The organism is Marivita sp. (genome assembly GCF_051251565.1).
Classification (GTDB): Bacteria; Pseudomonadota; Alphaproteobacteria; order Rhodobacterales; family Rhodobacteraceae; genus Marivita.
This window is the reverse complement of record NZ_JBPOFB010000001.1, coordinates 250,477-275,321: the sequence shown is the minus strand read 5'-3', so window position 1 is coordinate 275,321 and position 24,845 is coordinate 250,477. Positions and strand designations below refer to the sequence as shown.

At 60.1% G+C, this 24,845-nt stretch carries 20 protein-coding genes; 6 read left to right on the top strand and 14 right to left on the bottom strand.

The window, feature by feature from the left end; all coding sequences use genetic code 11:
- Positions 1 to 57 precede the first annotated feature (57 nt).
- Both ACSHXH_RS01300 and ACSHXH_RS01295 read right to left on the bottom strand, forming a co-directional pair.
- A complete protein-coding gene (locus tag ACSHXH_RS01300) occupies positions 58 to 870 on the bottom strand; it encodes a trypsin-like serine peptidase (protein ID WP_435669939.1) in 813 nt (270 codons plus the stop codon).
- A gap of 88 nt (positions 871 to 958) precedes the next feature.
- Complete coding sequence (locus ACSHXH_RS01295) at positions 959 to 1,720, bottom strand: NAD kinase (protein WP_435670177.1); 762 nt, start codon at positions 1,718 to 1,720, stop codon at positions 959 to 961.
- 171 nt (positions 1,721 to 1,891) lie between these two features.
- Between ACSHXH_RS01295 and glyA the strand changes: the two genes are divergently transcribed.
- Together glyA and ACSHXH_RS01285 are read left to right on the top strand one after the other, a co-directional pair.
- Entirely contained in the window at positions 1,892 to 3,187 is a 1,296-nt protein-coding gene (glyA, locus tag ACSHXH_RS01290) for a serine hydroxymethyltransferase (RefSeq protein ID WP_435669938.1), read from the top strand.
- Positions 3,188 to 3,505: 318 nt separating this feature from the next.
- Positions 3,506 to 5,065 carry a 2-isopropylmalate synthase gene (locus ACSHXH_RS01285; RefSeq protein ID WP_435669937.1) on the top strand — a complete coding sequence of 520 codons (1,560 nt, stop codon included), beginning with the start codon at positions 3,506 to 3,508 and terminating at the stop codon, positions 5,063 to 5,065.
- Positions 5,066 to 5,253: 188 nt separating this feature from the next.
- Here the strand turns inward: ACSHXH_RS01285 and ACSHXH_RS01280 are convergent, their stop codons facing one another.
- The 4 genes from ACSHXH_RS01280 to ACSHXH_RS01265 all read right to left on the bottom strand — a co-directional run bounded on the left by ACSHXH_RS01280 (position 5,254) and on the right by ACSHXH_RS01265 (position 10,076).
- Positions 5,254 to 5,700 (bottom strand): hypothetical protein, encoded by a 447-nt coding sequence (locus ACSHXH_RS01280; protein WP_435669936.1) that lies wholly within the window; start codon positions 5,698 to 5,700, stop codon positions 5,254 to 5,256.
- A gap of 64 nt (positions 5,701 to 5,764) precedes the next feature.
- Positions 5,765 to 6,418: a hypothetical protein gene (locus tag ACSHXH_RS01275; RefSeq protein WP_435669935.1), complete on the bottom strand. Its 654-nt coding sequence runs from the start codon at positions 6,416 to 6,418 to the stop codon at positions 5,765 to 5,767.
- 8 nt (positions 6,419 to 6,426) lie between these two features.
- Positions 6,427 to 7,521, bottom strand: coding sequence for a DUF4123 domain-containing protein (locus ACSHXH_RS01270; protein WP_435669934.1), 1,095 nt, complete (start codon positions 7,519 to 7,521; stop codon positions 6,427 to 6,429).
- A 107-nt stretch (positions 7,522 to 7,628) separates the two neighbouring features.
- The gene (locus ACSHXH_RS01265) at positions 7,629 to 10,076 is read right to left on the bottom strand and encodes a ligase-associated DNA damage response DEXH box helicase (RefSeq protein ID WP_435669933.1); all 2,448 of its coding nucleotides are present in this window, start codon (positions 10,074 to 10,076) and stop codon (positions 7,629 to 7,631) included.
- A 104-nt stretch (positions 10,077 to 10,180) separates the two neighbouring features.
- On the opposite strand from ACSHXH_RS01265, the gene ACSHXH_RS01260 reads away from it, so the two are divergent.
- Complete coding sequence (locus ACSHXH_RS01260) at positions 10,181 to 11,365, top strand: MFS transporter (RefSeq protein ID WP_435669932.1); 1,185 nt, start codon at positions 10,181 to 10,183, stop codon at positions 11,363 to 11,365.
- Positions 11,366 to 11,410: 45 nt separating this feature from the next.
- On the opposite strand, the gene ACSHXH_RS01255 is transcribed toward ACSHXH_RS01260, so the two are convergent.
- On the bottom strand, positions 11,411 to 12,001 hold the full coding sequence (locus ACSHXH_RS01255; protein WP_435669931.1) for a riboflavin synthase: 591 nt from the start codon (positions 11,999 to 12,001) through the stop codon (positions 11,411 to 11,413).
- Positions 12,002 to 12,108: 107 nt separating this feature from the next.
- Here ACSHXH_RS01255 and ACSHXH_RS01250 point away from each other — a divergent pair, with 107 nt between their 5' ends.
- The 3 genes from ACSHXH_RS01250 (at position 12,109) to ACSHXH_RS01240 (ending at position 16,697) form a co-directional block, all read left to right on the top strand.
- Entirely contained in the window at positions 12,109 to 13,416 is a 1,308-nt protein-coding gene (locus ACSHXH_RS01250; protein ID WP_435669930.1) for a capsule biosynthesis protein, read from the top strand.
- Between the two features lie 160 nt (positions 13,417 to 13,576).
- Complete coding sequence (locus ACSHXH_RS01245; protein WP_435670176.1) at positions 13,577 to 14,665, top strand: polysaccharide biosynthesis/export family protein; 1,089 nt, start codon at positions 13,577 to 13,579, stop codon at positions 14,663 to 14,665.
- A gap of 7 nt (positions 14,666 to 14,672) precedes the next feature.
- Positions 14,673 to 16,697, top strand: a complete 2,025-nt coding sequence (locus tag ACSHXH_RS01240; RefSeq protein ID WP_435669929.1) for a capsular polysaccharide biosynthesis protein — start codon at positions 14,673 to 14,675, stop codon at positions 16,695 to 16,697.
- Here ACSHXH_RS01240 and ribD read toward each other — a convergent pair.
- The 7 genes from ribD to ACSHXH_RS01205 form a co-directional block, all read right to left on the bottom strand.
- Positions 16,673 to 17,785 (bottom strand): bifunctional diaminohydroxyphosphoribosylaminopyrimidine deaminase/5-amino-6-(5-phosphoribosylamino)uracil reductase RibD, encoded by a 1,113-nt coding sequence (gene ribD, locus ACSHXH_RS01235; RefSeq protein ID WP_435669928.1) that lies wholly within the window; start codon positions 17,783 to 17,785, stop codon positions 16,673 to 16,675. The genes ACSHXH_RS01240 and ribD overlap by 25 nt on opposite strands.
- Before the next feature lie 9 nt (positions 17,786 to 17,794).
- Positions 17,795 to 18,274, bottom strand: a complete 480-nt coding sequence (nrdR, locus tag ACSHXH_RS01230) for a transcriptional regulator NrdR (protein ID WP_435669927.1) — start codon at positions 18,272 to 18,274, stop codon at positions 17,795 to 17,797.
- Positions 18,275 to 18,528: 254 nt separating this feature from the next.
- Positions 18,529 to 18,810 carry an HlyU family transcriptional regulator gene (locus ACSHXH_RS01225; protein ID WP_435669926.1) on the bottom strand — a complete coding sequence of 94 codons (282 nt, stop codon included), beginning with the start codon at positions 18,808 to 18,810 and terminating at the stop codon, positions 18,529 to 18,531.
- A gap of 3 nt (positions 18,811 to 18,813) precedes the next feature.
- Positions 18,814 to 20,793: an RNA polymerase sigma factor RpoD gene (rpoD, locus tag ACSHXH_RS01220; protein ID WP_435669925.1), complete on the bottom strand. Its 1,980-nt coding sequence runs from the start codon at positions 20,791 to 20,793 to the stop codon at positions 18,814 to 18,816.
- A 112-nt stretch (positions 20,794 to 20,905) separates the two neighbouring features.
- On the bottom strand, positions 20,906 to 22,852 hold the full coding sequence (gene dnaG, locus ACSHXH_RS01215) for a DNA primase (RefSeq protein WP_435669924.1): 1,947 nt from the start codon (positions 22,850 to 22,852) through the stop codon (positions 20,906 to 20,908).
- A gap of 72 nt (positions 22,853 to 22,924) precedes the next feature.
- Positions 22,925 to 23,227, bottom strand: a complete 303-nt coding sequence (locus ACSHXH_RS01210; RefSeq protein WP_435669923.1) for a hypothetical protein — start codon at positions 23,225 to 23,227, stop codon at positions 22,925 to 22,927.
- A 71-nt stretch (positions 23,228 to 23,298) separates the two neighbouring features.
- Entirely contained in the window at positions 23,299 to 24,735 is a 1,437-nt protein-coding gene (locus ACSHXH_RS01205) for a Glu/Leu/Phe/Val family dehydrogenase (protein WP_435669922.1), read from the bottom strand.
- Positions 24,736 to 24,845 lie beyond the last annotated feature (110 nt).

The following is a 24,845-nucleotide window of genomic DNA, read 5'->3' as shown; positions in this document are numbered from 1 at the left end:
CAGAAGAACCAAGCGCCTTCGAAGCCGCGTGCACGGCGTTTCCAAAACCAGTCCGTCTTAGTCCACCGACACGAACCGCGCGCCGCCAGAACGCTGGCCAACGCTCACCCGCTTGGCCCCTGCACTCACGGGCGCACGGGCCGCATCATTGCGCATTTCGCGCAACATCGCGTCCACCACATTTGGCAAGGACATACCAATCGCCTCTGTTTCGCGTCCCGGCGCATCGGACATCATCGAGATCACCGACACGATCCGCATAAGCCCTTGGTCATTGACAAAAACCGGCGCGCCCGACGACCCAAACGTCACATCGCAGTCAAAGGTCATGACACCTCCGCGATAGGTTTCCTTTAGGCGGCAGCCGGATTCACGCTGCAATGACGTGTTGCGCCCGCGCCCATAGGATACAAGCGTCACCGGCCCGGCCTGCACCGCGCCGGACCGCACTTTGAACGGCTCGGCCTCGGTGCTGAAAATCGGACGATCCAAGCGCAGCACCGCAAGGTCCGTGCGGATCTGTTCGGTCAGAGAAACCTTCGCTGCGTTCAGATAGCCCTCCGCCAGAACGATCTTGGTGACGCTCCGCGTGGCGGCGGTAAAATCATGCGCCAACCCCGCATGGAACCGCATTGCCCCCTTGGGCAAAACGTGTTCCTTGCGATCATCCACCACACAATGCGCCGCCGTCAGAACAAGGTCCTTGGCGATCAGCGTGCCGGTGCAGGTGCCTGTCCCCGTATCCAGCCGACCAACCCCTTCCCAGCCCAACAGCTCTGAGCGATGGTCCAATCGGTCACGCTCCTGCGCGGCGATGAGACTTGGGGCGCAGATCAGCACCGCGCTGAACAAAAGCTGGAGTATACGCATCGAAACCCATCCGTTGGCCGTTAAACCCGGTCAAGGGATACCGGACAGACATGGCACAAGATGGGCAGTTTCACGGCACGTCGCGGGCTTAGACGAACTGTTCGCGGATCAGCCGTTCCTCCAGCCCGTGCCCGGGATCAAACAGCACCCGGTGGGCAATCGACGGCTCGGACCGGATATCCACCCGCACCACATCGCGCACCGCGCGGGCGTCGGCCTCGGCCATCACCGGGCGCTTGTCCGGGTCCAGAACCTCGAACGTGACTTCCGCGGTTTTGGGCAAGAGCGCCCCGCGCCAGCGCCGGGGCCGGAATGCCGCCATCGCGGTGAGCGCCAGCACATCCGACCCGATGGGCAAAATCGGCCCGTGCGCCGAGTAGTTATAGGCGGTGGACCCCGCAGGCGTTGCCAGCAACGCGCCATCGCAGACCAGTTCAGGCATCCGCACCTTGCCATCCACGCTGATCCGCAGCCGCGCCGCCTGTGGCCCCGCACGCAACATCGACACCTCGTTGATTGCAAGCGCGCGCTGAGTGCTACCATCTTTGGTCAGCGCGACCATGGACAGCGGGTTGATCACCTCTTCCAGCGCCTGCTCCAGCCGCCCTTCAAGATCATGTTCAGAATATTCGTTCATCAGAAACCCGACCGTGCCCCGGTTCATCCCGTAGACCGGCGCGGGCAAATCCTGAGTTCGGTGCAGCGTGGCCAACATGAACCCGTCGCCGCCCAAAGCGACGATCACATCGGCGCCGTCCTCGTTGTGATCGCCATAAAGGCGGGTCAACCCGGCCTTGGCGGATTGCGCAATCGGTGCGGAACTGGCGGCAAAGGCGATGCGCAAAGACATGAGAATTCCGTTCCTATCGGGGTCGTGATGTTCGGAAACAACCACAATCCCATGCTGCGCACCAGCCATGGCGCGGCTTTGTGGCATCTGGTCGCTTTCCAACCTTTGCCTTTTGCCACATTTCAGATACGTAATCGCCAATCCAAATTCCCCTTCCAGGAGGCTCTGCCCATGAACGCCCCGCACCGCGCACCCGGCTTTTTCACCAAGTCGCTGGCCGACAGTGATCCCGCCCTGTTCAAGTCGATCACCGATGAGCTGGGCCGCCAGCGTGACGAGATCGAACTGATCGCCTCTGAGAACATCGTCAGCCGTGCCGTGATGGAGGCGCAGGGCTCGGTGATGACCAACAAATATGCCGAAGGGTATCCGGGGCGTCGCTATTACGGGGGCTGTCAGTTTGTGGACGTTGCCGAAAACCTCGCCATTGAACGCGCCTGCCAACTGTTCAATTGCGGCTTTGCCAACGTCCAGCCGAACTCGGGATCGCAGGCCAACCAGGGCGTGTTCACCGCGCTGCTGAAACCCGGCGACACCATTCTGGGAATGAGCCTTGATGCCGGTGGCCACCTGACGCACGGGGCTGCGCCAAACCAGTCCGGCAAATGGTTCAACGCCATCCAGTACGGCGTACGCGAAGCGGATAACCTGCTTGATTACGATCAGGTTCAGGCGCTTGCGACCGAACACCAGCCCAAGCTGATCATCGCAGGTGGGTCTGCCGTTCCACGCCAGATCGACTTTGCACGCATGCGTGAGATCGCGGATTCGGTGGGCGCATGGCTACATGTGGACATGGCGCATTTCGCCGGTCTGGTGGCCGCAGGCGAACACCCCTCGCCCTTCCCGCATGCGCATGTGGCAACGACCACAACGCATAAAACCCTGCGCGGACCGCGCGGCGGCATGATCCTCACCAATGACGAAGCGCTGGCGAAAAAGTTCAATTCGGCCATTTTCCCCGGCATTCAGGGCGGCCCACTGATGCATGTGATCGCCGCCAAGGCCGTGGCCTTTGGCGAAGCACTGGACCCCTCGTTCAAGATCTACCAGCAGAACGTCATCCGCAACGCGCAAGCGCTGTCGGACCAGCTCATAAAGGGCGGTCTGGATACGGTCACGCATGGTACAGACACTCATGTCGTGCTTGTTGATCTGCGTCCCAAGGGTGTGAAGGGCAACGCCACCGAAAAGGCGCTGGGTCGCGCGCATATCACCTGCAACAAAAACGGCGTGCCGTTTGATCCCGAAAAGCCGATGGTGACATCGGGCATCCGTCTTGGATCACCGGCGGGCACAACCCGCGGCTTTGGCGAGGCCGAGTTCCGCCAGATCGCGGATTGGATCATCGAAGTGACCGATGGCTTGGCCGCCAACGGCGAAGACGGCAACAGCGCGGTCGAAGACAAGGTCCGCAGCGAAGTTGCCGAGATGTGCGCCCGCTTCCCGATCTATCCCGATCTCTAGAATATTATGGAGCAGGCCAAGATTCTTCGTACGAAGAATCTCGGACCCGCCGGTAAAGATTCAAACAACAAAAATGCGCGTCCAAACACAGGGCGCGCATTTTTTTATCCTACGGGTTTTCTTTCGGATTTTGCTGCGTATAGTTCTCTGCATGACACGCTTGGCCCATATCGCAATCCAGACGCGCACCTGCGCGCCTCTTGCGCTGGCCACCCGTCTTCTCCTAATCCGCCTCTGAGCGCGGCCGTCCCGGCGCGACCGCTCAGAGGATAGCAGCACCGCGCCGACGGATTTGGACAAGACAAGAAAGATCAGGACATGACCAACACAGACAACAACCGCGTGGTGATTTTCGACACCACCCTGCGTGACGGCGAACAATCCCCCGGCGCGACCATGACCCATGACGAAAAGCTCGAAATTGCAGAGCTTCTGGATGATATGGGTGTCGATATCATCGAAGCCGGATTTCCCATCGCCTCCGAAGGCGATTTCCGCGCTGTGAGCGAGATCGCGCAGCGCTCCAAGGACGCTGTGATCTGCGGGCTGGCGCGTGCGCAGCTGCCCGATATCGACCGCTGCTGGGACGCGGTGAAACAGGCCAGGCAACCGCGCATCCACACGTTCATCGGCACCTCGCCGCTGCACCGTGCCATTCCGAACCTCACCATGGATGAAATGGCGGAACGGATTGAACAGACGGTCAGCCACGCGCGCAACCTGTGCGACAACGTGCAATGGTCGCCGATGGATGCCACCCGCACCGAATGGGACTACCTGTGCCGTGTGGTCGAGATCGCGATCAAGGCAGGGGCCACGACCATCAACATCCCCGATACCGTCGGCTATACCGCGCCTGTGGAAAGCGCTGACCTGATCCGCCGCCTCATCGCAACTGTCCCCGGTGCGGCAGACGTGATTTTTGCCACCCATTGCCACAACGACCTTGGCATGGCGACGGCCAACGCACTGGCCGCTGTCGAAGGGGGCGCGCGGCAGATCGAATGTACGATCAACGGGCTTGGTGAACGCGCCGGCAACACCGCGTTGGAAGAGGTGGTGATGGCTCTCAAGGTGCGCAATGACATCATGCCATTCCACACCGGCGTGGATACCAAGAAGATCATGCACATCTCGCGCCGCGTGGCGACGGTGTCGGGTTTTCCGGTGCAGTTCAACAAGGCCATCGTTGGCAAAAACGCCTTTGCGCATGAAAGCGGCATCCACCAGGACGGGATGCTCAAGAACGCCGAGACATTCGAGATCATGCGCCCCGAAGATGTGGGCCTGTCCGGTACGTCTTTGCCGCTTGGCAAACATTCGGGTCGTGCCGCCTTGCGGGCCAAGCTCAAGGACATGGGCGTCGATGTGGGTGACAACCAGCTCAAGGATATTTTTGTCCGGTTCAAGGATCTGGCCGACCGAAAGAAAGAAGTGTTCGACGACGACATCCTTGCTCTGGTCAGCGCCTCCAGCGAAGGCTCGGATGCGTTGCAGCTTGTGAACCTGCATGTCACCTGTGGCACGGGTCCGGCCGAAGCCACGCTTGAGATGGAGATTGACGGCAAGGAACACAGCGCCACCTGCGATGGCGACGGTCCCGTGGATGCAACGTTCAAAGCCGTGCGCCTGCTGCATCCCAACAAGGCGCGGCTGCAATTGTATCAGGTCCATGCGGTTACCGAAGGCACCGACGCGCAAGCCACTGTTTCCGTCCGGCTTGAGGAAGACGGGATGATTGCCACAGGTCAATCCGCAGATACGGACACCGTGGTCGCATCCGCCAAAGCGTACATCCACGCGCTGAACCGGCTGATCGTGCGGCGCGGGAAAACGGGTAAAGACGTCAAAGAAATCTCGTATCGAGATGTGACGTAACCCCTTGAAACCAAACGTGTCCCTGCGGGGGCACGTTTTTTTGGATGGCTTTTCTGCGCACTTCGACACTCATTTTGCCCCCCCCTGATCTGGGCCATTCAGGTGTAGACTCGGTTCCTGTTTCTTCGCGTTGATCGGGTCGCGGCCAAGGCCTGCTGAGCGGCATCCGCCAGAGCGGGTGCGAGCTTTCAGTATCGGACCCAATTCAGAGTTCCATCTTCCACGCCCTCTTCGACGAATTCATCGAATTCTCCTGAAGCAAATATGTTGACCGATTTCGAAATCTCCCAATCCTCGAGGCTCATCGAAATACTCAGGTCGAGGAAAATGTAAGAGTTATCGTCAAACGCATACGACTTGCTCATGCCTTTGAGAATGTCCGCCAAAACAGTCGGCGTGTTCTTAAACAACGCAACATTCTGTAGCGTTAGTGTCTCATGCAGGGTGTACACGTCGAGTGATACAACCCCATTTGAGAAATAGCTGACATCAGGCTGATACCTTTCGTTCGAGTAGTCGAACATACGAAATTCGGTCACCCTTTCATCCGCCGGATAGGGCCCTCCCAAAGGGACCTCTGGGTTGTCGCAGAATTCGGGCTTGCCAAGAATTCGTTGCACATCCGAAGATGTCATTCCGAACTCTATTGGACCTACGCCACCTCCTGGCCGGATATCCCATGTCAGCATATTTACGTACTCACTTCTTTTTCCGTCTTGCCAGCTTTACTGCGTCCAAGCACGCTGTATAAGCAATTGCTTCCTTGATGGCTTGGTCGTACTTTGATCCGAACATCGCTTTTATCTGAAAAATGTCCATAGCCATAGCCGCCACGAACTGCTTGTTAGCTAAGAGTAGACCTTGCTCTTTTCGATAGTTCTTGGCCGAAGTTGAACTTTTATAGCTGCCAGTTAAAGCATGATCTTTAGCGTCCATTTGAATTGCAGGACCGCGCCCCGTCGAATTGCTTGTGACTGAATTCGCAGGCATATGGTGGCGTTCAATATGGTCTTTGAACCCCGGAGGCGGAGGGCCTTTGCCGCTTGTCGCGCCCAGACTTCCGTGCGCACCGCCGCGATATCGACCCGGCGTGACGGACTTCTGACCTCCAAAAGCTTCTTTGCAAAGCTTATCCGTCGGCTTGCATTTGGGACATGTTTTTCGCTTTTTGGCCAGTGCATCCGCGAACTTCTTTTTGCCCTTCTTGGTTGCCTGATCAATCATCTTTTTCACAAGACGTTGTGCCGACTTTTTCGCCGCGTACTTCGCTGCTTTTTTGGCGACGTATCCAGCGGCTTTCTTGGCCGCCCACTTGGCAAGCGCGCCTGCTGCGATGGCGATAGGTGCGGGCATGCACTACCTCACAAAGACAGTTTCATTTGATCGAGCATCATTTCCAAACTGCGATCTGGTGTGTGTTCAGGCGATGATAGGGCGGATTGAATGTCTTCATCGCGGAGCGCCTCCATGTCCGAGATCAAAAGAGTGAACGCCCAGAGCGCCAGCCCATATTGCGTTCGAAATCCGATCTGGGCACCGGTTACGCGCGAGGTTTCAACAAGCGCGATCAGCTGCTGTTCCGTCATTTCCTCGCAATATTCCGGTGAGACTTCGTGCAGGTAATCAAGCACCGATTGTTTACCTGCCGCGTCGCCAATCATATCGAGGCGTTCGATTGTTGGCACTGATATCGCAAGCATTCCACGCGGAACGCTCCCGGACACCTCGGGTCGGCCGGAGGCTGTGAAAAGCCCACCACCTGTCCATTCAGGCTCAGCTTGAAACGCGATCAGAGAGGCCGGTCCGTACAATCGCGCCAATTCAGCCTCAGACATACACATGAGCATTTGCGCCATCACATTGGCGTCGGAATGCCGGAAGGTTACAACATCGACCGTGGCAGACTGTGCCACTGCGTCAGAAGATCCGTCCTCTTGCGCAGCCTCGTCCGTTGCTTCATCGGACATATCTTCCAGTTGTGCCCTGCGCAGGTTTTCCAACCCTTCTTCAGAATAGACTAAATCCGGATCGTCGTCTTCAATCTTCTCGGCGTCATCAACATCGGAGGCTTCAAGAGCTTGTTTTGGGTATTCGACCATGTTCAAGCCTCGCAGGTGCTTGAATAACGTCTCTTCACCATCTGGGCATTTCCAGAAAACGGCTGCAGGTCGACCACTGAGCAAAGTCAGAAGATCTGCCACCGTCTCGTGATAGCGCCGCGGGCCTTTCTTTTCAGTTGCGGTTTCATCCAAAGTGATAAGGTAGGGAGCTGTAATCACCTGATCCGGATCGTTATTCCCACGGTCAAGATACAAGGCACGGCGAACAAAATTCCCATCTCTTAAATCAGCGGGCAAGTTATCGAATTGCGCGCCATCCAAGACGGCGAACATCTGCACAGAGTCGGCCTCGTGTGACAGGAGATATTCAGCGAATGAAGCTTTCTTTAATGACATACAAACCAATGAGACTGCGCGAAGCACTTTATAACATAGGCGTTGGTTGCACAAAAAGGAAATGCCGTTCAACGCATAACTGTGGTTTCGCGAGCGGAGATACGCCGTCAATACGGCACCCGCCACATCGGCTTGGAGGGCTTTGTCTCAACCTGCGCCAAACCGCTAATTTCCATCAGGCGCGTGACCTCCTCCTCAAGCAACCGTTCATCGGCCATGCCACGCACTGGGACGCGTCCGGGTTCAAGAAACAAAGGCGCGGCCAAAGGTGTCACCCGGTCCAACCGTAACAGATCAATCCGATCGCCAACCCGTTCGGTCATCTCGCGGATACGGCTGAAATCAACCAGGCCGCGCATCGCTTCTTCGCGGGTGATCTTCATCAGAAGGTGGTCGGGGTCGTATTTCAATAGCGTATCATAGAGGATATCCGACGACATCGTTGCCTGCCGCCCGGTCTTGCGCTGACCACCCAGATTGCGCTCGATCAACCCTGCGATGGTGGCGGATGCCCGGAAGGTGCGTTTCATCACCGCGTTGCCGGCAAGCCAGCCTTCAAGCCCCGCCTCCAAAGCCGCCAGATCAAACAGCGGTGCGGGGTCGATCACCGCGTCCAGCCCCCAGATCAGAACGGCGTAGTCTGTGGCGACGAACCCCATCGGGGCAAGCCCCTCCTCCTCCATCCGCTTGGTCAATAGCAGCCCAAGCGTCTGCATCGCGTTGCGCCCGGCAAAGCCGTAGGCCACCAGTTGTTCGCGCCCGTCATGCGGGAAACTTTCGATCAAAAGCCGCCCCGGTTCGGGCAGGCGGCTGACCCGGCGCTGCATGTGCAGCCAGTCGCGGGTGTGGCGCGGCAGGTCTGGCCAATCATCCTGTTGAAACATAGCGATGATGCGGTTCGACAACTGGGTAGAGGTGGCGAATTTGGTGCCCATGAATGTGGCGATCTTCGGCTTGCGCCCCGGATCGCGCGTCACCTCGACGGTCAATTCGCGCAGCCCTTCGTAGCGCACGATCTGGCCCCCGATGAGGAACGTGTCGCCTTTGGTCAGGGTGGCGGCAAAGCCTTCTTCGATCTCGCCCAAGGGTGCACCACCGCGCCCGCGCCATTTGACCTTGAGCGTGTCGGTGTCCTGAATGGTGCCGATGTTCTGCCGGATACGCGCAGCCGAGCGTGGGTCGCGCAGATGCCAGCAGCCATCCGGCAATTGCCTGAGCCGCTGCCACTGATCATAGGCGCGCAGGGCATAGCCGCCGGTGGCACAGAAGTTCAGGCAAGCGTCAAATTCGGCACGGGTCAGGTCGGCATAGGCCCCGGCGCTGGTCATCTCGACATAAAGCGCGTCGGCGTCGAACGGCCCGGAACAGGCGGCAATCAGGACGTGCTGGCATAGCACATCGCGCGGGCCACGGCCTCGCCATTCGCCGTCCAGATCATGCGCCTTGACCGCCTCCAACGCGGCGATGCACTCGACCACTTCGAACCGGTTGGCAGGCACCAGCAGCGCCTTGGACGGCGCGTTGTAGCGGTGGTTGGCACGGCCAATCCGCTGGACCAGACGTTTGACGTTCTTCGGCGCGCCGATCTGGATCACCAGATCCACATCCCCCCAGTCGATCCCCAGATCCAGGCTGCCCGTACAAACGATTGCGCGCAGATCGCCGCGCACCATCGCCGCTTCAACTTTTTCGCGCTGCCCCCTGTCAAGCGACCCGTGGTGGATGCCGATGGGCAGCGCGTCTTCATTGGCAAGCCAGAGATTGTGAAAGAAGATCTCGGCCTGCGCGCGGGTGTTGTGAAAGATCAGCGTCGTGTTGTGTGCTTTGACCTGTTCCAGCACCGCCGGAATGCTGTATTTCGCGCCGCCGCCGGACCATGGCGGGGCCTCGTCTGTGACCAGCATGGAGATGTCGGGCTCTGGCCCCGGATCGGCCACCAGCACCTCGCACCGGTCTGGCTGGCGGGCAAGTAGACGGGCGATTGCGGCGGGATCTTCGACAGTGGCCGACAGTCCGACGCGGCGCAGATCGGGGCACATCGCTTGCAAGCGGGCGAGCGCCAGCATGAGCTGATCGCCGCGTTTGGATTCGGCCAGCGCGTGGATTTCATCGATCACCACGCGCTGCACGCCTTTGAAGATGCGCGGCGCGTCTTCGTAACTTGTCAGAAGGGCTAGTGATTCCGGTGTGGTCAGCAGGATATGCGGCGGATCGGCACGTTGGCGTTTCTTGACATGTTGCGACGTGTCGCCGGTGCGGTCCTCGACCCGGATCGGCAGGCCCGCCTCGTCAATCGGAGTGCGCAGGTTGCGCTTGATATCCGCGGCCAGCGCCTTGAGCGGGCTGACATAGAGCGTATGCAGCCCGTCGCCGGGGGTGTCAGCCAGTTCCACCAGTGTCGGCAGAAACCCGGCAAGCGTCTTGCCGCCACCGGTGGGCGCGATGAGCAGCAGGCACGGATCATCCTTGCGCGCCAGCATATCGCGCTGATGCGGATGGATGGTCCAGCCGCGGGTGTCGAACCAGGATTGAAGCGAAGGTGGCAAAGGGATCATGCACCCAACATAAGCCGCGCAGGGACAAAGAAAAACGCCGGATCCTCATTGCGGGTGTTGCGCGGATCGCAGATGGTCGGCGCAATCCCGAAAGGTCCGGTTTCATGCGCATGCCCCATCCGCTTTTGTTGACCCTGACGCTTTATCTTGCAGGGCTTGGCGCGGCGGGACAGTTTTCCAAACTGGCGGTGAGTTTCGTCACTCTGACCGAAGTCTACGCCGCGCAAAGCGACGCGGTGCTCGGGCTGGCCGTGTCGCTGATCAGCCTTGTTGGGCTGATCCTTGGGTTGGTGGCCGGGATCGTTGTGTCGCGCATCGGAGCAAAGCGCGCGCTTGTCGCCGCCCTTGCGCTTGGAGCGGTGGTGTCGTTTTGGCAGGCCACCCTACCCGCCTTTTCATGGTTGTTGGCCAGCCGGGTTCTGGAGGGGGCGTCGCATCTGTTGATTGTCGTAGCGGCCCCCACCCTGATCGCCGAAGCCACCCCCGACCGCTACCGCCCTGCGGCTCTCACACTCTGGAGCACGTTTTTCGGCGTCGCCTTTGCCGTGACGGCAGGTGTGGCACCTTGGATGATGGCACAGGGCGGGTTGCCAATGCTGCTCGGTGCGCATGGAGTCTGGATGACGCTGGCTTGCGTCGCGGTTCTGGTGGTTTTGCCGCCCGCTGTGTCCGAGACGGCGCGCGCTTCGGCACACCTGTCGATAGTGCGCCGGCACCTGACGGCCTATGCGACACCGGGGATCGCCATGCCAGCGCTCGCGTGGCTGTGTTACACGCTGACCTTCGTATCCGTGCTGACCGCGTTACCCTTGTTGACCCAGGGTGCAGCACCGGGATGGTTGGCGACCGTGGCACCGCTTGTTTCGATCGCGGTGGCTTTGACGGTCGGTGTTGCGGTGCTGTCGCGGCGCGCTGCACGTCCCGTTGTGGTTTTGGGCTTTGGGCTGTGTGCAGTGGTTTCCGTTGGCATCCTGCTTGTGGGGTTCACGACCCTGACTGTTCTGCTGCTCTTTGCCGCAATGGCCCTTGTCCAAAGCGCCGGGTTCGCGGTGGTGCCGCAGATCAACGCTGATGGCCCGTCCCGCGCGCTGGCCAATGGCGCGCTGGCGCAGATGGGCAACCTTGGCAACCTGAGCGGTACGCCGCTTTTGATCGCGGTCTATCAGGGCGCACCCGTGTGGGGGCCGGTCCTGTTTCTGGTCCTCGCCTATGGTGCCGGGATTTATCTGAGCTGGGAGATCGGGCGGCGGGCCGTTGCGGCGATGGAGCCAGCGCATCGTTTCAGGTGACTGAAACCGTCAAACGCGTTGCCGCGTTCGGCAGCTTAGGGGTCTTTACCCCTGCATCTCGGCAAGGCGGGCAACATAGCGGGCAAGCGTGTCAATTTCCAGATTGACCGTGTCGCCCACCTTGGACTGACCCCAGGTCGTGACCTCTTGCGTGTGCGGGATGATGTTCACGCCAAACCGGGTGCCGTCGACTTCGTTCACGGTCAACGACGTCCCATCCAACGCCACCGATCCCTTGGACGCGATGAACCGAGCCAAGGCACGCGGAGCCTCAAACGTGTAGCGGACGCTGTCGCCTTCGGGACGCATGTCGACGATCTCGGCGAGGCCATCGACATGGCCGGACACAATATGTCCGCCCAGTTCGTCACCCACCTTGAGCGCGCGTTCGAGGTTGATGGTCTGGCCTTCAACCCACACGCCGATATTGGTTTTGTCGAGGGTTTCGGCGCTGATTTCGACATCGAACCAATCCGGGCCAAGCTGCACCACGGTCAGGCATACACCACTGCACGCGATAGACGCGCCGATGTCGATACTGTCGGTGTCATAGCCCGTTGCAATGCGCGCGCGCAGATCGCCCCGGCGTTCGAGGCTGCGCAACGTTCCAATGTCAGTGACGATGCCAGTAAACATGATCTTGCCCCTCTTGCCGTCGTGTCCACAAAATCTGGCCAATGGCCATTCTCAGACCGCTGCGCGATGTGCTAGCGTCCTGTCAGGTTGAGGGATACTGCGCTGCCATGCCAAACACAACGGTCAAGCCTGACACAGCCACGGCGCGTGTCTTTCTGTTCCTGCAAGGGCCGCATGGCCCGTTTTTCAGCGTGTTGGCCGACCGGCTGCGGGACATCGGCGCAACCTGCTGGCGGGTGGCGTTCAACGCGGGCGACGGCACGGGCTGGCAGGACCCCAAGACGCTGCTGGCGTTCCGGAGCACACGCGACACATGGCCGGAGCAGTGCGCGGCTTGGATCACCGAAACCGGGGCGACCGATCTTGTCCTATACGGCGATGTGCGGCGGCACCATGCAGAGGCGATCGCTGTGGCGCGCGGTGCCGGGCTCATGGTGCATGTGTTCGAGGAAGGCTACCTGCGACCCTATTGGGCAACCTATGAGCGGAACGGGTCCAACGGCAATTCCAAGCTCATGCAGATCACGATTGATCAGATGGCGCGCGCCTTGACCCGCACGGCAGATGCGCCTGCCTTGCCACCGGACAGGTGGGGTGATCTGCGGATGCATATGGTGCATGGCGCGCTTTACCATTGGCATGTGCTGTTCCGAAATCAGGCCTTTCCGCAATATCGCCCCCACCGGGATCAAAGCGTGGCCGAGGAATTCCGGCTGCACGTGCTGCGGTTGATCCGGCGGCCGCGCCATATGATCGAACGTTGGGCGGCCACGCGACGGATTCGCACCGGGGACCGACCCTATCATGTGGTGCTGCTGCAACTGGAACATGATGCCAGCTTTCGCGCGTTTTCGGACTTTGCCTCGCAGACCGAATTTGTCGAGATGACGATTGACGGTTTTGCCAAAGGCGCCCCGTCACATCACCGCCTGGTGTTCAAGGCGCATCCGCTTGAGGATGGGCGTGCGCCCCTGGAAACCGCCATTCGGACCAGTGCAGCGACCCACGGGGTCTTGGACCGCGTTGATTTTGTGCGCGGCGGCAAGCTTGCCTATCTGCTGCAATCCGCACGCTCTGCGGTGACGGTGAACTCGACCTCGGCCCATCAAGCCTTGTGGCGCGGGCTGCCGGTGCGCAGTTTCGGGACCAGCGTTTACGACAAGCCAACACTGGTGTCGCATCAGGCGTTGCCGGATTTCTTTGCCGATCCAATCCCGCCCGACCCCAGTGCCTATGCGGTCTACCGGCAATTCCTGCTGGAAACGAGCCAGATCCCCGGAGGCTTTTATTCGGCAAAGGGACGCGCCCAATTGCTGCGGCAGGTGGTGGACCGGATGTTGTCAGCGGACGATCCCTATGACCTGCGCTTGATCCCGCGCGAGACCGACGCGCAACAGTTGCGTGTTGTTCGCTGAGTGACGACCGTTCTTGGACTGGCCAAACTGACTGGATTCCGGTAACTTAAATAAAAAATATAAACCGAGGCAGTCGTTAACTGGTCGAGGAGACCGAGCAGTGTTCAGTTCGAAATTCCGGTGGGCGCGTCCCATCGCTGTGGTGCTATCGGCATCTTTCATGGCGTCGTGCGGGCTTCCCGGCGTTGGACCTACCAAAAACCAGATTTTCGCGGGCTCTGTCCAGCGCGAGGGCGATGCCTTTGTGGTGGCGGTCAATGACCGTGTCACCCGCGCGACGGCAGTTGTTCCGGCGCTTGGATTTTCCGACAGGCTCAAGAACGCCAGCGTCCAAAGCGCTGACATCATACGTCCGGGCGATACATTGGGCTTGACGATCTGGGAAAACGTGGATGACGGGCTTTTGGCCGGCGAAGCGTCAAACGCGACCACGCTCGAAAGCGTTCAGGTTGACGGATCGGGCTTTATCTTTGTGCCCTACGCGGGACGGATCAAAGCTGCGGGCAACACACCCGAGGCGATCCGCCGGATCATCACGCAAAAGCTCGAAGACCAGACACCCGATCCGCAGGTGCAGGTGCGCCGCACGGCTGGCGACGGGGCGACCGTGTCGATCCTCGGCTCTGCCGGAACGCAGGGCGTGTTCCCGATCGCGCGGCCCACGCGCACGCTTGCCTCTATGCTGGCCAGCGCGGGTGGTGTTGGCACATCGCCCGAAATTGCACAGATCACGCTGAGCCGGGGCAACCATAGCGAAACCATCTGGATGCAAGACCTCTACAACCACCCCGAGCTCGACATCGCGCTACGCGACGGCGACCGTATTCTGATCGAAGCCGATCAACGCTCGTTTACAGCGCTGGGTGCAGCGGGATCACAGACGCGCATGACCTTTGACACGCGCACCCTGTCGCTGGTCGAAGCGCTGGCACAATTGGGCGGTCTGAGCGCCTCGACCGCCGATCCGACCGGCGTGTTCGTGTTCCGCAACGAGCCGGCTGAAATCGCCAATGCGGTGCTTGGGCGGTCCGACCTCGTGGGCGCGCAGCGGATGATCTACGTGACAGACCTGACAGAGCCAAATGGCCTGTTTACGGCACGCGATTTGCTGATCCGGGATGGCGATCTGATTTATGTCACAGAAGCCCCGATTGTTCAGTGGAACCGCACGATTGCGTCGATCACCGGCACGCTGGGCGGAGCGCAGAACCTGACAAACGCGGCCACCGGCGGAACCGCAACGCAGTAGGCGCTACATGCCTCTTTCACAGAGCCAGTCAAACGCCGGGGATCAGATTCCCCGACGTTTGTGCGTCTACAATACGGGATTTCTGACACAGGAACGGATCAAACGCATCTTGCTGCTTGCCGGGTGGTCAGTGTCCATCGGGCGGCCGTCGGGTGACGATTGGGTTGGTGTCTGGGGGGCTGCCCCCAGCGCAAAACGTGGGCTTGCCGTGGCCGAAGGGCGCGATGCGCCGGTGCTGCGGGTCGAAGATGCGTTCCTGCGGTCGCTGCATCCAGGGCGGGTCGACCGCGAGCCGCCATTGGGACTGTTGTTGGACCGGACGGGCCTGCATTTTGATGCCTCCAGACCTTCGGATCTTGAAACGCTGCTGATTGAAGATCGGTTGGACGACACGGCGCTTTTGACTCAGGCGCGGGACCTGATGGCGCGGATTTGCGACGGACGGCTGTCGAAATACAGCGCGCATGGTGCGGACGCAGACCTGCCTGCGCCGGGCTATGTGCTTGTGGTGGATCAGGTCGAAGGCGATGCGTCGGTGCTTGCCTCTGTGCCGGGACCGGACATGGCACGCGCGCGCTTCGCCGAGATGCTGTATTACGCGCAAACCGAACATCCCGGCCAGCGCATCCTGATCCGGTCACATCCCGAAACGCGCGCAAGCCAACGCCCCGGGCATTACACCGCAGATCAGGCGCAGGGGCGGGTTGCGTTTCTGGACGGCGATCATGCGCCGATGGACCTGCTTGAAGGGGCGATTGCGGTCTATACGCTGTCTTCGCAAATGGGGTTCGAGGCGATTTTGGCCGGGCACAAACCACGGGTCTTTGGCACGCCGTTCTACGCGGGTTGGGGACTCAGCGAGGACGAACACCCGTTGATCCGCCGCCAGCGCACCCTTACGCGGGCGCAGCTCTTTGCCGGGTCCATGATGCGCTATCCGGTGTGGTACGACCCCTACACGGACCGACTGTGCGATCTGGAACGCACGGTGAGCACGCTTGAGGCAACGCGGCGCGCATGGCGCGAGGATCGACAGGGCTGGGTTGGGCGCAACATCCGACTTTGGAAACGGCCACATATGCAGGCGATGTTCGGCGGGCAGATCCCGATGCGCTTTGACAAAATGCCCACCAACGCCGCGCCGCGGGTCATGGCCTGGGGGACTGCGACGCGCGATGGGGAATGGTGCGTCGAGGACGGGTTCATCCGGTCACACGGGCTTGGCGCAGAGCTGGTGCCGCCGCTGTCTTTGGTGCTCGACGATCTTGGCATCTATTTCGACCCGACCCGCCCGTCGCGCCTTGAGCAGTTGATCACGGACAGCACTGGCCTGCCCGATCATGCGCTGCGCCGCGCACGCAAGGTGATCGACCGGATCATCGCAGACGGGGTGACCAAATACGCCACCGGACACAGCGCAGAACGCTTGACGACCCCAGATGGCCGTCCTGTTCTGCTGGTGCCCGGACAGGTTGAGGACGATGCGTCCGTGGTTTTGGGCAGCCCCGAAATCACGACAAATGCCGCGTTGTTGCAGCGGGTGCGCAACATCAATGCGGATGCGTATATCCTATACAAACCGCATCCCGATGTCGCAGCCGGGTTGCGCCCGGGTGCGGTGGACCGGGCCGATCGCTGGGCTGATCAGGTGGTGACCGACATGCCGATGGCCGCGCTGCTGGAACACGTGGATGCGGTGTGGACAATGACATCCCTGACCGGGTTTGAAGCGCTGTTGCGCAACGTGCCGGTGACAGTTCTGGGCCTGCCGTTTTATGCGGGGTGGGGTTTGACCACAGATCTGTGTCCGGTGCCCGCGCGTCGTGGCAAGATCGTTGGCCTTGAGGGGTTGGTGCATGCCGCGTTGATTGGATACCCACGCTATGTCGACCCGGTGACGGGACAGGCCTGTCCGGTCGAGGTGGCGTTAGAGCGGTTGCGGAATGGTGATGTGCCCGTGTCCAAATCCTTGCGCGTGCTGGCCAAAGCCCAGGGTGTAATGGCCAGTTATGCGTGGCTTTGGCGGCGCTGACGGGTCCAGCTTTGCACCACGTCGTCGCCGCTTTTGCGTACTGAGGTCAGCGCAAATCGCGGCGCATCGGCAAGACGGTCGAGTCCCAAAGCGCCCAAGGCAGGGCGCCCTTCGGCCCCGATCACCACACCGCCCATATGCAGGTCGAGCCGGTCCACAACGTCCGCCGACAGCAGGCTTGCCGCAAGGTCGCCGCCACCTTCGCAGAACACCCGTGTCAGTCCCGCTGTGCCCAAGGCCTGCATGAGCGCGCCGATGTCGACTTGTCGTCCGTCCAGAGGGACACGAATCAGTGTCGCGCCGCGCTGCGTCCATGCCTGTCGCGCATCTTCTGGGGCATCATCACCGTGGCACAGCCACACCGGCGCGATATCCAGCGTGCGGGAAAGGGTGCTGTCCAGCGGCAGGTCGAGCCTGCGGGACACCACGATCCTGACCGGCTGTTGTGGCACGTCGATGCCGCGCACGGTAAGCAGGGGATCATCCGCGCGCACTGTTCCTGCCCCGACCATCACCGCATCATGACAGGCGCGCAGGCTGTGCACGAAAGACCGGGTGTCCGGGCCGGTGATCCATTGACTGTCGCCGCTGGCCGTGGCGATCCGACCATCTAGGCTGGTGGCAAGCTTCAGCGTCAGACGGGGGCGACCCTGCGCCACGCGACAGAAGAACCCGGCGTGATCCTCGGCGGCCGCATCCGCACCGACGCCTGTGACCACCTCGATCCCAGCCGCGCGCAGGCGGTCAAACCCCTGCCCCGAAACGCGGGGGTCGGTGTCGGCAAACGGAGCCACGACGCGGGCAATGCCTGCCGCAATCAGTGCATCCACGCAGGGCGGTGTTTGGCCCTGATGGGCGCACGGCTCCAGCGTGACATAGGCGGTGGCGCCACGGGCGAGCATCCCGGCATTGCCCAGTGCCTCGGTCTCGGCATGGGGGCGACCGCCGGGTTGGGTCCAGCCTTCACCAACAACGCGGCCGCCCTGCACAATGACACAGCCGACCGCCGGGTTGGGCCAAGTGTTGCCCAACCCGCGACGGCCCAGTTCCAATGCCCGGTCCATATGGTACGCGTCATCCGGGCGCATACGGCAGGATCACTCTTCGGTTTTGGGTTTGTCTTTTTCGGACGGGCGCAATTCGCTGACAAACTTGTCGAAATCGTCGGCTTCCTGGAAGTTTTTGTAAACGCTCGCAAAACGCACATAGGCAACGGTGTCGATCCGGGCCAGTGTTTCCATCACGATTTCGCCGATCTGCTTGGAGGCAACATCGGTTTCACCCATGCTTTCCAGCCGTCGCACGATACCCGAAATCATCTGGTCAATCCGTTCCGGATCAATCGGGCGTTTCTGCATCGCCATCCGAATAGAGCGTTCCAGCTTGTCGCGGTCGAAATCTTCGCGTCGACCGTTTGTTTTGATCACCACAAGATCACGCAACTGAACGCGTTCATAGGTGGTGAAACGACCCCCGCATGCCGGGCAGAAGCGTCTGCGCCGAATGGCGACATGATCCTCTGCCGGACGGCTGTCCTTGACCTGTGTGTCTATATTTCCGCAAAACGGGCAGCGCATTGGCCGTTCCCCTCATGTTCGTCTCTGCCTCAGACTGTGGGTTTTCCCCACTTATCCACAGGTACTATAGGTCAGCCGCGAGGTTTTGGGTAGCCCGGATTTTGCCCCGCAAGGTGTGGTGGTGTGGCAGCCACATTCCAAGGCGATCAGGCCAAATGCGCCCCCCCCCCGCCCCCCCGCGGGTGTATAAAGGGTGCCTTGGGGCTTTGGAACGCTATAGACGCGATGCCCCTAGCCGGATCACGCAGAGCGCGTCAGGTAAAGATCCTGTCACCCTGCTGGTCTACCAGCATACGAGCCTTATCGACCGAGGCTTTGGCCGCATCGTCAAAGCTTTGCAGCGTATCGGCGCGCATCATGAAATGCGATTTGACCTCGCCGTCGATCTCTTTCTCGATCCGCGCCCCGATGCGCCATGTGCCGCCATCGTTGACCGGCGCAGCGGTGATCGTAAAGCCATTATGCGTCTCAGACGGCATTGAGGGCGGTGTCTTTGCAGACCCGCCCCCACCAAAGAGTTTTTTCAGAAACGACATCGCTTACTGATCCAGGAACGACCGCAATTTGCGGCTGCGCGAAGGGTGCTTGAGCTTGCGCAGCGCCTTTGCTTCGATCTGACGGATACGTTCGCGCGTCACGCTGAATTGTTGGCCGACCTCTTCCAGCGTGTGATCGGTGTTCATACCGATGCCAAACCGCATCCGCAGTACCCGTTCTTCGCGCGGTGTGAGCGAGGACAGAACCCGCGTGGTGGTTTCCTTGAGGTTTTCCTGAATGGCGCTGTCCAAGGGCAGAACGGCGTTCTTGTCCTCGATGAAATCGCCAAGCTGGCTGTCTTCTTCGTCGCCGATAGGCGTTTCGAGCGAAATCGGCTCCTTGGCGATCTTCATCACCTTGCGAACCTTTTCCAAAGGCATTTGCAGCTTCTCTGCCAATTCCTCGGGAGTTGGTTCGCGGCCGATTTCGTGCAGCATCTGGCGGCCGGTGCGGACAAGCTTGTTGATCGTTTCGATCATGTGCACCGGAATACGGATGGTGCGCGCCTGATCCGCGATACTCCGCGTGATCGCCTGACGAATCCACCATGTCGCGTAGGTCGAGAATTTATAACCGCGGCGGTATTCGAATTTATCTACAGCCTTCATCAGGCCGATATTGCCTTCCTGAATGAGGTCAAGAAACTGCAAACCACGGTTTGTGTATTTCTTGGCGATTGAGATCACGAGGCGCAGGTTGGCTTCGACCATTTCCTTTTTCGCCTGACGCGCTTCTTTTTCGCCTTTTTGGACCTGCTGCACGATCCGGCGGAATTCGCTGATATCAAGGCCGACATACTGACCAACCTGCGCCATGTCGGCGCGCAGTTCTTCTGCCTTGGGCAAAGAGCGTTCGATGAACATCTGCCAGCCGCGGCCAGCTTTTTCGCCCATCTCTTCAAGCCAGTTCGGGTCCAGTTCGCGGCCACGATAGGCATCAACAAATTCGCGGCGGTTGATGCGGGCCTGATCAGCCAGCTTCACCATCGCGCTATCGATGGACATAATGCGCTTGTTGATGCCGTAAAGCTGGTCAATCAGCGCTTCGATCCGGTTGTTGTGCAGGTGCAACTCGTTCACCAGAACCACGATTTCTGAGCGGAGTTTCTGGTAGCGTTCTTCATCACCTTTGCTGAACGATCCGTCTTCGTTCAGCGTGGCCGAGATGCGGTTGTCCTGCATGCTGGCCAGTTCTTCGTAGTCCTGCGCAATGCGGTCCAACGTTTCGAGCACGCGCGGCTTGAGCGCGGCCTCCATTGCGGCAAGCGACATATTCGCCTGTTCGTCTTCGTCGTCGTCGTCATCGCTGCTGATGGGATTGCCATCGGCATCCAGAACCTGCGAGTCGTCGGATGTTTTCTCCGACCCATCGCCACCGGCGACCACGGGTGAGGCCACATCTACTTCGTCGCCCATCTGGTCGCCAAAGGTGGTCTCAAGGTCGATCACGTCGCGCAAAAGGATGTCTTCGCTCAGAAGTTCTTCGCGCCAGATGGTGATTGCCTGAAAGGTCAGAGGGCTTTCACACAACCCAAGGATCATCGTGTTGCGCCCGGCTTCAATCCGTTTCGCAATCGCGATTTCGCCTTCACGGCTCAGCAGTTCAACGCTGCCCATCTCGCGCAGGTACATGCGCACCGGATCGTCGGTGCGGTCCAGCTTTTCGGAGGTACCGGAAGACAGCGTGATCTCACCAGGCTTGGACGTTTGGACAAGGTCTGTTGCGCCCTTGTCGTCGTCATCTGCCTCTTCGTCTTCTTCGGTGACCTGAATGCCCATTTCCGACAGCATCGACATGACGTCTTCGATCTGGTCGGAACTGACCTGATCAGGGGGCAGCACTTCGTTCAGCTGGTCGTACGTGATGTAGCCGCGTTCGCGCGCCTCGGCGATCATCTTTTTGACCGCAGCTTGGCTCATATCGAGGCTTACATCGTCATCGCGGTCTTCGGTCTTGGCGTCGTCGTTATCTTTGGCGGCCATGGATGCTCCTGTCGAGTCGGGGCGATTCGATTGACCCGAATCATTAGCGCGAATTAGTGATTCGCACACCCGTTTACCCTTTTTCGTTTACGCTTTCCTTAGCAAAACACCGTTAGCTCCGGGGTTTATCGAAGCGAATGGTTTCCATCAAAGCGGCAAATGCGCTGCGTTCTTCTCGGTTGATCGGGGCCCCGTTGGGACCAAGATCGTATTCAGCCTTGTCTTCGGACTGCGCCCGCTGCGCAGTTTGCCGTGCCGCTGCGGCCTGGCTTAACCGCCATGTGAGCGTTTCATCCGCTGCACCATAAAGGTCTTCCGATGCTTCGGCAATTTCCGCCACCAGCCCAATTCCCGACCCCAGTTTTGCCAATTCTTCGGTGATTGTCAGGCGGGTCAGTTCGAGGTCGCCGGGATTGCGCAGGCACGGTGTTATGGCGACATGGCGTGCGCGGCAAAGCTTTTCAAGGGCGTCCTCTCCAACAGCTGAATCGACTGCTGCCCTTACGATATCCGACGGAGCCCCAGCGTGACGCAAAAGACACGCCTTGATCGCGGCATGATCCAAGTCGGTGCAGGCCATATCTTCAATCTGGGATTCAAATTGGGAAATCAAGTCCGGGGTCGTGATCAATGCTGCAAGGATCACGGCTTCGCGCAGACGGTTTTCCACATCCTTCCCACCCGACACAAGCATCGAGGACCGCGTGCCTTGGGACGGTTTGCTGGGCGCGTCTGAATTGAACCGGCGGTATTGCCCCCTGCCGGGCTTGGCGGGCGGACGGAACAGATCCCAGCGCAAGCGTTTGATCTCTTCGCCGTAATGGCTGCGCAGGGACGGATCCTGAATGCTGCGGATGCGTTCGCGCAGGGTCTTGTCGAGGGCAGCCTTGCGTTCGGGGCTGTCGAATACGCGACCTTCGGTTTCACGTCGCCAGAGCAGTTGCACCATGGGCTGTGCTGCCACGATCAGACTTCGCATCGCCTCGCGGCCATCAGAACGGATGAGATCATCCGGGTCCTTGCCTTCGGGCAACAGCACAAAGCGCAGGGATTTGCCGGATTCCAGCAACGGTAGCGCGGTGTCGATGACACGATACGCGGCCTTGAGCCCAGCCTTGTCGCCATCCAGCGCCATGATCGGTTCATCGGTGATACGCCAGAGCATCTGCAATTGCGCTTCCGTGACGGCCGTGCCCAAAGGCGCCACCGCCGCGCCGAACCCGCCCGAGGCCAGCGCAATCACATCCATGTAGCCTTCGGCCACGATCAGGGGCTGACCTTTGCCAGCTGCCTCGCGCGCAGGGCCTTGGTTGTAGAGCGTGCGGCTCTTGTCAAAAAGCGGCGTTTCGGGGCTGTTGAGGTATTTGGCGTTGTCATCCGGGTCCATCGCGCGGCCACCAAAGGCAATCGCCCGCCCGCGCGCATCGCGGATCGGGAACATGATCCGGTTGCGGAAGGTGTCATAGGGCGTGCCGCCCTTTTGCGACGGCTTGCCCAGACCGGCCTCGATGATCTGTTCGGGCGCGACGCCCTGCCCTGTCAAATGATCCCAAAGCGTCTGCCAGCCGGGGGGCGCAAAGCCGATGCCGAACGTGTCTTGTGTTGCCTCGTCCAACCCGCGACGGGTGAGGTAGTCGCGTGCGGCAGACCCGGCCCCGCTTCGCAATTGCAGACGGTAAAAGCGCACGGCCTGTTCCATGACATCGACCAGCTGGGTGCGGTGGTCGGCCTTTTCCTGCGCCTGCGGGTCGCGTGCGGGCATCTGCATCCCGGCCTCGGCGGCGAGAATTTCAATGGCCTCCATAAAGCCCACATTCTCGGATTCGCGGACAAAGGAAATCGCGTCGCCCTTGGCCTGACAGCCAAAGCAGTAATAATAGCCCTTGCGGTCATCGACGTGGAAGCTTGCGGATTTTTCCTGATGGAACGGGCACGGTGCCCACATATCGCCCTTGGCCTGATTGGACTTGCGGGTGTCCCACAACACTTTGCGGCCGACCACTTGGGTCAGGCTGATGCGGGTGCGCAATTCATCCAGAAAATTGGGTGGCAGGCTCATGTCAAGAATATCGGGTTTCGACGGCCGAGAGTCCAGTGGGCCGATGCATCCTTGGAACCCAAACGGGCCGTTCTATTGTGACAGGCAGGTCTCATAGAGCATGGTGCTGACCTCTGGTGTCAGTTGATCTTCTGGCAGGCTGTAGATCCACGCGACCAACTGCACCGCCAGAACCTCGTCGTTCTGAGATTTGTTGGGAATGGCCCGAACCACACGGCGTTCGGCACGGCGCGCAGTGGTGCCGTTCTGACGTTCGGACATTATGTTGGTGGCGATGTTCCCGATCTTGCGGCACTCGGCGTCCTTGTCCTGCGCGGATGCTGAAACTGTCAGGCTGATCATCAGGGCGGTGGTGGCAAGCGTGGTACGGATCATGGGTGTCCTCGTTACATGGGCCGGGTCATCGGTTCGCCACACCTAACCCAGCCCATGTCTGTTGTCATCCGTCAGAGACCTTTGGCGCGGTAGCTGGCCGCCACTTTGCCAATGGACACGATGTAGGCGGCAGTGCGCAGGTCCTGCACATCGTCGCGCCCGTGCCAGACCTCGCGCATGGACTGGTAGGCAATGCGCATCGTGTCATCGAGCCCCGAGCGCACCAGCTCCAGTTCATCCGCGCCACGCAGGTATTTCGATTTGAAATCCGGCGTCATCGACCATTGATCTCCCAGATGGCTGCTGAGGCGTTCGAGCTCTTTCACGATCAGTTCGTGACGCGATTCTTCCTGCCGACGCTGCATGCGGCCAAAGCGGATGTGGCTGAGGTTCTTGACCCATTCGAAATAGGACACCGTCACCCCCCCCGCATTGGCGTACATATCGGGGATCACAACTGTGCCTTTGGCACGCAGGATATCGTCTGCGCCCGCGGTGATGGGCCCGTTTGCCGCTTCGATGATCAAGGGTGCCTTGATCCGTTGCACATTGGTCAGGTTGATGACCCCTTCGAGCGCGGCCGGAATAAGGATGTCGCACTCTGCTTCAAGCACCGCAGCCCCTTCGGCGGTATGAACCGCATCAGGAAATCCCGACACGCCGCCATGTTTGACGATCCAGTTACGAACCGCATCAACATCAAGGCCGTCTTCATTGTGAAGCGCGCCGTCACGTTCGATGATGCCGGTGATCTTGCAGCCGTCTTCGTCCCGCAGAAACTTGGCCGCGTGGTAGCCGACATTGCCCAGCCCCTGGACGATCACGCGTTTGCCATCAAGCGTGCCAGTCAGCCCGGCAGCGGCGATGTCGTCTGAGTGGCGGAAGAATTCACGCAGCGCGTATTGTACGCCCCGCCCCGTCGCTTCGACCCGGCCCGAGATACCGCCCGCATTCAGCGGCTTGCCCGTCACACAGGCGCGGGCGTTGATATCGGTGGTGTTCATCCGGGCGTATTGATCGGCAATCCACGCCATTTCCCGTTCACTTGTCCCCATATCGGGGGCAGGCACATTCTGGGCGGGGTTGATCATGTCGCGCTTGATCAACTCATACGCAAAGCGCCGGGTGATCTGCTCCATTTCGTGGTCATCATATTCGCGCGGGTCAATGCGCAAACCGCCCTTGGACCCACCAAAAGGCGCTTCGACCAGAGCGCATTTGAACGTCATGAGCGCGGCAAGCGCCTCAACCTCGTCCTGATGCACCGAAGGCGCAAAGCGGATGCCCCCCTTGACCGGCTCCATATGTTCGGAATGTACCGAGCGGTAGCCGGTGAACGTTTTGATCTGACCACGCAGGCGAACGCCAAACCGCACAGTGTATGTCGCATTGCAGACGCGGATCTTTTCTTCGAGACCGGGCGGCAGGTCCATCAACGCCACCGCGCGGTTGAACATAAGGTCTACGGATTCCCGAAACGTGGGTTCGTTGGCTGGTATCGTGCTCATCTGTCCCTCCCGATGATACAGGCTCTTTGCCCATATTATCTGCCAGCCTATGACAGCTTGGTTAATTTCGCACGGGTTTGTGGCGCGGTTCCTTCCTGCAAGACGGGGCG